Raw genomic sequence first — 9579 nt, forward strand, 5'->3', positions numbered from 1 at the left:
GTTAACAAATTGGTTGGAAAAAACAGAAAAAATAGTTTTTATCACCTTAAAATAGCTTGCACCAATTTATCATCTAGGTCAAAAAAGAAACAATGTAAAAAGGGAAGGCAATATATATGGCGCGTATAAGCGGTATTTTAGCAGATAGTGATATACAAGCTCTGATTGAGAATAACTTTCTCAAGGCTCAGTATCCATTTGATAGATCTCAAATACAACCAGCAAGCCTTGATCTTCGTTTAGGGGAGAAAGCTTATCGTATACGTGCTTCTTTTATGCCGGGTCCTAATACAAAAGTTTTGGATAAGCTTGAACGGTTAAAGTTGCATGAGTTTGACTTACGAGACGGAGCCGTTTTGGAAACGGGGTGTGTTTATATTGTTCCTCTTTTGGAAAGTTTAGCTTTACCAGAATTTTTATCTGCTGTTGCCAATCCCAAAAGTTCTACAGGCCGATTAGATATTTTTACGCGTGTCATTACGGATAATGCTCAGGAGTTTGATAAAATTTGTGCTGGTTATCATGGTCCACTTTATTTGGAAATTAGTCCACGCACATTTCCAATTTTGGTGCATAAAGGCTCACATTTATCACAGCTTCGGTTTAGAAAAGGGCAAAGTTATTTAAATGAAGTTGAGTTACACACTTTGCAAAAGCAAGAAACACTGATATCGGAGGATCTTCCTAATATTAGCGCTGGTGGTATTGGTCTTTCCATTAATTTAAAGGGAGACGAAAACGGGCTTATAGGTTATCGTGGTAAACATCATACAAGTGTTATTGATATTGATAAACGTGCTGTTGCCCACGTTTTAGATTTTTGGGAACCTCTTTTTGATCGTGGTCAAAGGGAGTTGGTTCTTGATCCTGATGAATTTTATATTTTAGTTTCACGAGAGTCTGTTCATGTGCCTCCGCTTTATGCCGCAGAAATGACTCCTTTTGATCCTTTAGTTGGTGAGTTTAGGGTGCATTATGCAGGCTTTTTTGATCCAGGATTTGGGCATGTGGAAGCGGGTGGAAAAGGAGCAAGAGCGGTTTTAGAAGTGCGGAGCCATGAAGTTCCTTTTATCTTAGAGCATGGTCAAATGATTGGCCGTTTGGTCTATGAGCATATGCTTAATCGACCATCAACCCTTTATGGACATGATGTTGGATCACATTATCAAGCACAGGGTTTAAAGTTGTCCAAGCATTTTAAATGAGTTGGAAACTACGAATTTTGATAACATGTATGCAGAAAGTGTATTTTGGATAAAAGAAAATTTTGTTCTTCGCAAAACCGGCGCCATTCATTCTATTTTTAGTTTCCAAAGTTATTGCATCCCTTGCATTTGAGAGGCATTTTTATTTCTTTTTTTTCAAGAGGTTGTATCTATAGGAACTTCGTTTATGATGTGCAAAAGAATAGTTTTGATTATTTCATCATGAAAAAATCTAAAATGAAAGAATTTTACTATATTCAATATGTTATTCGTATTTATTGATTATAATAAATCAATAAATTACTAAAATTCAATATAACAGTAACGTATTTGCTTTTCAAAGTAAACATGCGAGATTGGATGCTGCTATTGCTCCATTTTTCTAGAGCTTGAATGACCAGTATATTTTATTTCGTATAAAAATTATCCTTAAGAGCCAATAAAGAAGTTTTGCACTAAAGTTTATTAACAATTTTTTTAATAAAAATTGTTCTACTTTTAGTAACTCATTTATAGCTTCAAGATATAAAATATTGCTAGAAAATTATTCAATTCAATATGGAGAGCTTCTACTCGTATGAACGTTAAAATTTTTTTTATGCTTTATGTGAATTAGGCACTGTATATTTTTATAAACTTTCATGAAGTAAGTAACAAGTCTCAGTTTTGAGTATTGATATAAGAAGATTTCTGGATATATGCGACAGCTTTATTTCCAGTATTAATAAAGGATTTTTTTATCTTTTAGGGGAGATTATGGTTTATACTTAATGACTACAGGCTCTATATTATATATATTCTTATAACCTATAATGTAAGGACCTGTGGAGGGAGAAACGACTTTAAATTATAACTAATTAAGCTGCGGAGCAATCGCTTTCGAAGAGGTGTTCGTTTAAAGAAAATATAACATTTCAATTGCACATGAACAATATATGAGTGGATACGTTATTAATGATACCCCATACTGTGAGATTTTAAATTTGGATAGGAGAAATAAAGACATTGTTTTTATCAATTAGTTTTTTTAGAAAGTTGCAATCTCTGTTGCTTCTATCTATCCAATAGAGCGTTTTGGGAGAATATCGAGTAGGAAGGTACACGGATTCGCTTTTATGCGTTTTAGGATATCTTCTCTTTTCATTTAGGAACAATGGTGCCATCAATGATTATTTCTTCAACACTTGATTATCGTAAGGCAGCAAAGCGTCGTCTTCCTCCCTTTCTTTTTCACTATATTGATGGTGGGGCTTATGCTGAAGAAACGATGCGACGTAACTGTAAAGATCTTCAAGCTCTTGCACTGCGTCAAAGGATTCTAAGGCAAGTTGGTGAAGTTGATCTTTCAATCAAGCTTTTTGATCAGACACTTGATTTACCGATTGTACTTGCACCTGTTGGGCTAACGGGCATGTATACACGTCGTGGAGAGGTAAAAGCAGCGCGTGCCGCAGCGGCAAAAGGGATTCCTTTTACTCTATCCTCTGTTTCAGTTTGTCCCATTGCGGAAGTGCAAGAAGCGGTTGGAGGTGCATTTTGGTTTCAACTTTATGTTCTCAAAGATCGCGGTTTCATGCGTGATGCACTAGAACGGGCTTGGTTAGCTGGTGTACGCACGTTGGTTTTTACAGTTGATATGCCAGTTCCTGGTGCGCGTTATCGTGATGCGCATTCGGGGATGTCTGGTCCTTATGCTGGATTACGTCGTTTTTTACAAGCGTTTACTCATCCATATTGGGCTTGGAACGTTGGTGTTATGGGGCGCCCCCATGATCTTGGAAATGTCTCCACTTATCTCAAAAAGAAAATTGCATTAGATGATTACGTTGGTTGGCTTGGTGCAAATTTTGATCCATCAATTGGTTGGCATGATTTACAATGGATTCGCGATTTTTGGAAAGGAAAAATGATTTTGAAAGGTATTCTTGATCCAGAAGATGCACGAGAAGCAGTAAAATTTGGTGCGGATGGTATTGTTGTTTCTAATCACGGCGGACGTCAGCTTGATGGTGTATTATCAACAACACGAGCGTTGCCTGCAATTGCGGATGCTGTAAAGGATCATTTGACTATTTTAGCGGACTCAGGTGTTCGTTCTGGTCTTGATGTTGTCCGCATGATAGCACAAGGTGCGGATGCTGTTATGATTGGCCGTGCTTTTGTTTATGCGCTTGCAGCAGCAGGTAAGAAAGGTGTTATGCATCTCCTTGATCTTTTTGCCAATGAAATGCGGGTAGCTATGACACTGACCGGTACTCAGGCAATTAAAGATATTACACGCAAGAGTCTAGTAAATATAGATGTTTTTAAGCAATGAAAGCAATATTTTTACTGCTTTCAGAAAAAGAAAGTCTTTTTATAGAGGAGCATAATTATATATTTTACAAATATGTTAACAGTTAAAGTTAAATAGAAAAAATCAAAAAGCTCCTCTATAAAATCACATAAAATACTCAGTAACTAAAATAATACTCCGTAAATACAATAATATTTAACGCAAAAATCTTAATAATAATAAACACAAAAAAAACACTAATAACATTGCATACATCTTTTACTTATTTTATTAAAAGCTCATTCTATGGATAAAAAGGAACAAGCGCTGATATTAAAGGTAAAACAATTGTTGATATAGAAAAAATAGATATAAATAATGCTGCGAGCATTTTTCTCTCCTATATATAAAAATATAACATGTTAATTACTTCTTTCCCACATTATCATAAAACGTAAATTTATAAACTTCATTTAGTTTTATTTTAATATAGAACAATATTAATTATAGCATATAAATAAAATTATTAAAAATGTCAATATGTGTTTATTGTAATCTATAATTATAATAAAAAATAGATCTAATAAATAATATTTCTATAATCTATATATTATTTATATTAATTTTATTGGGTAATTATTATATGGATATGATATTGTTTTTATGGAGTACATTTTTAAGCAATGAAAAAAATACCCATACAATCTTTAAAAAAGCTCGTTTACTGAGAGCAAGACTGCGTGAATTAATGTTTTTCTTTCTTATTTTCTTGCATCCTCAATGAGTTATGATGTTTTTGAACTGGCGAACATATTAGGAAGCAGTTAAATATTTTTTGTATAGTATGTCATTGCTAACACTGTTTATGCTTTCTCTATTGATTTCATAATTTGTTAAAAAAATCCAGTTTGTTTTTATTACAGATGGGGTCGTTAGGTATTCCTAATGATACAAATTGGCATAGAACGTTTTGTTCTATAAGGGATTTAACAATTGCATCTCTAGGCTTCTCCATTGATACTATGCTCTTCATAGACAACAACAGATTGGTGAGATTGGCATAACTCTAGCACAGATATATTATCTCAAAGTTGAATTGTTGGCACACTTGTAAACGTTGGGATAACTTTATGTTTTTTGAAGCTCTACAGCAATATCAAGACAAATCTGAACAGGTTCTTCAGTAGCAAGTAAGAGAACATCTTTCCCTTTTTTAAACAGAAGTTTTTCTGATATCAATTTTTGCAGCATTTTTGTGAATATTCATAACAGCGCGCTTTCCTAAACTTATATAAACGGGTACAGGATTACTCAGAGTGGAAAAAATTACAGTTTCCATTTGATCGAATTACTCTCATAAGTAATTGGATAATATTTACTTTATCGCTGAATAAAAAAGAAAAATTTTTCTTTCTTTAAATAGAGGATGTGTTGTCATCTAGCCAATAGGGATAGTTTGCGAGCAATTTGTTCGATGCAAGACAACTTAACATTGCAGTTACTTTTTATCACTTGAAGCTGTGAAAAGAAGGCTAAGATAGATAAAAGAATGTAAAAAATGAGGGATACATTTTAAAATAAAAAATTATAATTATGTTAATTCCACACCAGTTGCTGCTGATATTGGTAACAAAAGAAATTTGACTAAAAAAATTATCAAAATTATTGAGGACATTCCTCATAGCATGTAGACTAAATCTTTTTGTTGGTATGGGTGGGATTTTCTTTGAGCAGAAATTGATTCTATCCCCTGAAATTAGCAATAATCTCTCCGGTGATGTCGTAAACTTTTGGGGGATGTTACAACGTCACTATCGTCCTTTTATGAAAAATCTAGCATTTAAGATGAGTAGCTGTGAGGAGTTTCAACGTTTAATACAGTAAGACCCAACAACTCTCACGGATTTAGAATGGGCTTCAAGATTTTTATATTTACAGCGATTAAGTTTTGGAGGGAAGGTAAATCGTACGATGAGAGTTGGAATCCGTCGTAGCGCGTGGGTTTAAGTCTTTCCAATTTGAAGGCGTGCTAAAACTTATTTGCCTCTGTTTAGCAGGTGTTAGCATTGAACATTTAAACTGGTCTGATTTTATTGTGCGTTATGATCATCTAAAAAACTTGTTTTATCTTTCACCACTTTATTGTGGTTTTGAAGGTTATTCCAGAAAAGATTTTTATAAGCGGGAGAATTATCAGCTGATGTCTAAGCTGCTTGTATAAATAAAAGGGAGGTTTCTTTTGTCTTTAAACAATATGCTAGAAATTCAAAAAACTTTAGTTAATTTCATAAAAGAGATTACACCATCTTATACAGATTGCTCTTCAAATAATACAATTTCTGGTAAGGAATAGGGCACCACCAATTTTGATTTCTAAAAAAGAAACAATACGCATTAAAGAGTCTTTAAATTTGCGGACTTTTTGAGAATCTTTTGCAAAAAGTGAACTGATAGAAGATTTGCTATCAAAATATAGAAACTTTTCTAACAAATTACGAATAAATCTAAAAATATATATTACATATAAAAAACAGTATGATACGCTGGCAGACTGGGCTTTAGAAACAAGAATCAAAGTGTATAAAGATGCATAGAGGTGAGATTGGTATGGATCATTTTTATGATTCAATAAAAATTAAAGAAAAAATTCTATATCAAAAATTTAAGGTGGTTTAAAAGGTGGACGGGCAATGCATAGAAGGATGAACGAGAAGGTGAATTAGGTGAGGGAGATTTATAGATTATCAGCATCTTTTGTATAAAGTGTCTCCTCAAGGTAAATATTGTGATGAAGTAAGACAGTGGTTGAATGTTCAAAAAGATAATACACGCTCTTAATTTTTCCGTTATACACATCACAATAAACGCCGTGAAAGGCACGGTTCTGTTACAAACTTTCTCTAAAAGCAGCATATGAGTTTGCAAGATATTAGAGTGATGTTTTAAAAGAAGGTAATGGTCCCATTTTATTTCAGGAACAAGTTATCTTAAAACAGCAAAGCAATATTTTTCAAGAAACTGCAAAAGCGACTTTTGAAAGCAAAAAAGCAGAGTTAAAAAATGAAGGTAAAAACGGTTTCTGGTTTTCTCCACTAGAGTTGCATGTTATTTCCCACATAGGGAATTTACTACAGAAAAATTAACAGCCAAGATCACTCACAATGTTTTTGCGCCACTTTAGCATGAAAAAGCAGATACCGTGCGGAACTATTTGTCTTATCTTCAACATCATTATTACAATTAGAAAGCTGAAACAACGTCATTCACAAATCACATAAAAGCTGTCCATTGTTCATTATACAATCCCGTGGATTGTTTTTCTTAAGCATGCCAAATCCTATTTTGTTGAAGACAGAACGTTGAGTATTATTAGTTCTTTGAACGACGACAGCAGTGCAATCCGTAAAATCTTTTCTCATCTTCTTTTGGTAGGATAACAAAGATGCTCTTGGAATACATCAATAAATTCAATCACTTTATACAAATATAACCTTGTTGAATCCTTTCGCTTCAACTCAGACATCTCCGTCACTCTAATTAAATCCAATCGACCACCAGAGCGTTTTTATCCTTTAAGTTCTTTTACTTTTAATCTGAATATATCGACCTCTTTCAAATCTTTTCATTGATTAATCTTTCAGAGGAATTGTATCCTTAGCACTTTATTTTCCGTTTATGCCTCCAACCACATAGACCAGCACCTTGTTTATTATGTTTTAAATATCTCTCGCCAAATTTGGACTAATCACATTGATATCTTGTCGATTCAAATAAATTGACAGTCATCCAATACAAGAAGTTCATTCATTCGTCGCGCAGCCAGTTAGAAAGCTTAGTACGCATAGCAGCATCAGTTTTCTTATTAATCTTCATTTTCTACCTTAAGCCGTGTTGTCCTATTTTGAAAGCTTCCTTTGTTTGCTTTTGCTTCTCAACTTGTTTCCCAAGAAAAAAGGCTTTCACTAAAGCTATAAGAAAAGTTGCTATGGTCACTGATGTCATTGTTAGATATTTTTTTATCCATAAGATCATAGGCGGTGTTCTTGAAAGCGTTTAGCAATGTATACCATAGCTGTACAAGCAGCTAAAACCATAATGCCTGCTAAAACCCATTGAACAGGACCATTTCCTGAAAAAAGCCCTCCAAGCCCTGAAAAAGAACCTATGATTGGTGCAAGAGCTTCTACTTTGCAAATACCTGTTACACCCTCTGATTCTACTACATGATAATTTGGAGCAACATGAGATCCTTTCGCCCATAATCCTGCTTCGGCTGCTCGGCGATTGACAAGACCTTGGATACGTTTTCCTCCTACTCTTGTCCATTTTTGTAATTCAGTTGGTACCACTTCATATGCACCTTTATTGAGCTTTTTTAAAAGTGTAGAGTTGCAAAAGGCTGTTATTCCTACGTTATAGCAAAATGATACTAATGCCGCGAATTGTTCATTGTTTAAAGGAACGGTAACGGCTTTTTCAACAACGAGTTCACACTCTCTCAAATCCTGACAAAGGATTTTTTCAGCTTCTTTTTCCGTAATTTGCATGTCTTTGTGGACGCTTGGAGCACCAGCAGCATTTGTATGTCCATAACCAATTGTCCATACACCACCAGAATATTCATAAGCCGATAAACGTAAGCCTTCCAATTGCTTAATCAATGCAAGCCCTTCTTTTGATATTTTTCGCATTATTCTTACCTATAAAAAAACCTACACAAAGCAGGATATGAATCGAAAACTTACATCTACTCATTTTTAAGAACAGAACAGCGAAAGGGCATAATAAATTCAAAATCTCCATAGTGAGTTATGTTAAAATCCATATCGTTTTTTGAACAAATATTATGCTAAACACCATTCATTTTGCAGCAATTGATCTCCATCTCAAGATAATAACTCTATAATAGATCCATTTATAATCAGATAGATTTTACTCATAAATTCTTACAGTTGATCCAGAATGATTTAGAAGAACTTTACTTAAAAAACTTCAATAATCCTGATGAAAAAAAGCATTTTTTAACAAAAAAATAAGAGATATAATAAGTAATGAAATAATAGGTATTGATTTTCAAGTAATTGCATAACCCATAAATTACACCATAGAATTATTTTCATAAAAACAAAAAAACATTACAGTTGAATATTATAGATCTACAAATTATCTTAGAATCAACACGATATACACGTAACGTATTATACATATTTAATAAAAAAATCTATAGTGAATTTAACTATTATTTATTTTTTCCTCTAATTGCTTAATTTTCTTAAAAATATCTTTATGAAGGATTTTAAATAAAATGTTATATAAAACATAATCGATATTTTCTCCCTCTCTAGTAGTCTGTTTCCAACTAAAACAATATAGTAGTGGAGCATATTCAATATATGGACCAATGATATTGGATAGTGTTGTAAAGAATATTGTATTGTAATAAACTTGAACGATGATTTCGGTTTCATATATTTTTTCCATATGAATAACGCTTTCGTCTTTTTCATATGAAGCGTTTTATGGGGCATCTGAGGCCAATGGTATCATCTTTGTCTAGTGATGTATTGGCTACGTTTCCAGAAGCGTCTTAAACAAATCAATCAAGCTATTGAAATCTTTTTAGAGGCAATAATACAAGAGATACAAAAGATTTTAACAAAAAGCCGCTTGAAGATATGGGAGGTTCTCTCCTCCTAGCATCTCCGCCCATTTACATAACATAAAAAAGAGAAAGGTAATGAGATGATATTTGATGATGGCGATAGATATGTAACAACCCGTGAATGTGTACAGCTTTTTAGTGTATCCACAACAACGATTTGCAATTGGGTGCTTCAGGGGTTGTTTCCGGAGCCATATAAGCTATGGAGAGCGGTGAGGTGGAGAAAGAAAGAGATCTTAGCCTTTACTCCAGAGAAAAATACGGAGCAAATAACAACAGATTAGGTAAAATTGTATAAACGGTAGAAGGTGGTCTAAAAGGTGGTTTTCAAACAGATAATTAAATAAAAAATCTGGATGTTTGCAGTTTGACACTAGGTTTTATACTAAGTGGGATTAGGTAGGGATACGTGATAATTTGTTGTTTTTATGGTTATT

Annotated in this window: 5 protein-coding genes and 1 pseudogene; 4 read left to right on the forward strand and 2 right to left on the reverse strand. The window is 33.5% G+C overall.

All coding sequences use genetic code 11. From position 1 onward, the window contains the following. Window positions 1-116: 116 nt before the first annotated feature. Together ACFIJP_RS04070 and lldD are read left to right on the forward strand one after the other, a co-directional pair. A complete protein-coding gene (locus ACFIJP_RS04070; protein ID WP_375625718.1) occupies window positions 117-1205 on the forward strand; it encodes a 2'-deoxycytidine 5'-triphosphate deaminase in 1089 nt (362 codons plus the stop codon). A gap of 1165 nt (window positions 1206-2370) precedes the next feature. Continuing rightward, a complete protein-coding gene (gene lldD, locus ACFIJP_RS04075; protein ID WP_375625720.1) occupies window positions 2371-3522 on the forward strand; it encodes an FMN-dependent L-lactate dehydrogenase LldD in 1152 nt (383 codons plus the stop codon). Window positions 3523-4608: 1086 nt separating this feature from the next. Here lldD and ACFIJP_RS04080 read toward each other — a convergent pair. Next, on the reverse strand, window positions 4609-4731 hold the full coding sequence (locus tag ACFIJP_RS04080) for a hypothetical protein (RefSeq protein ID WP_375625722.1): 123 nt from the start codon (window positions 4729-4731) through the stop codon (window positions 4609-4611). 1472 nt (window positions 4732-6203) lie between these two features. Here ACFIJP_RS04080 and ACFIJP_RS04085 point away from each other — a divergent pair. Then, a pseudogene (locus ACFIJP_RS04085) lies at window positions 6204-6658 on the forward strand (integrase); the annotation flags it as partial. Between the two features lie 850 nt (window positions 6659-7508). Here ACFIJP_RS04085 and ACFIJP_RS04090 read toward each other — a convergent pair. Beyond that, window positions 7509-8171 carry a lysozyme gene (locus tag ACFIJP_RS04090; protein WP_012754682.1) on the reverse strand — a complete coding sequence of 221 codons (663 nt, stop codon included), beginning with the start codon at window positions 8169-8171 and terminating at the stop codon, window positions 7509-7511. A gap of 1051 nt (window positions 8172-9222) precedes the next feature. On the opposite strand from ACFIJP_RS04090, the gene ACFIJP_RS04095 reads away from it, so the two are divergent. Continuing rightward, a complete protein-coding gene (locus tag ACFIJP_RS04095; RefSeq protein WP_375625724.1) occupies window positions 9223-9426 on the forward strand; it encodes a helix-turn-helix transcriptional regulator in 204 nt (67 codons plus the stop codon). The last annotated feature ends 153 nt before the right edge of the window (window positions 9427-9579 follow it).

This window comes from Bartonella sp. MU37NMGALS, assembly GCF_042194015.1.
Lineage (GTDB): Bacteria > Pseudomonadota > Alphaproteobacteria > Rhizobiales > Rhizobiaceae > Bartonella > Bartonella grahamii.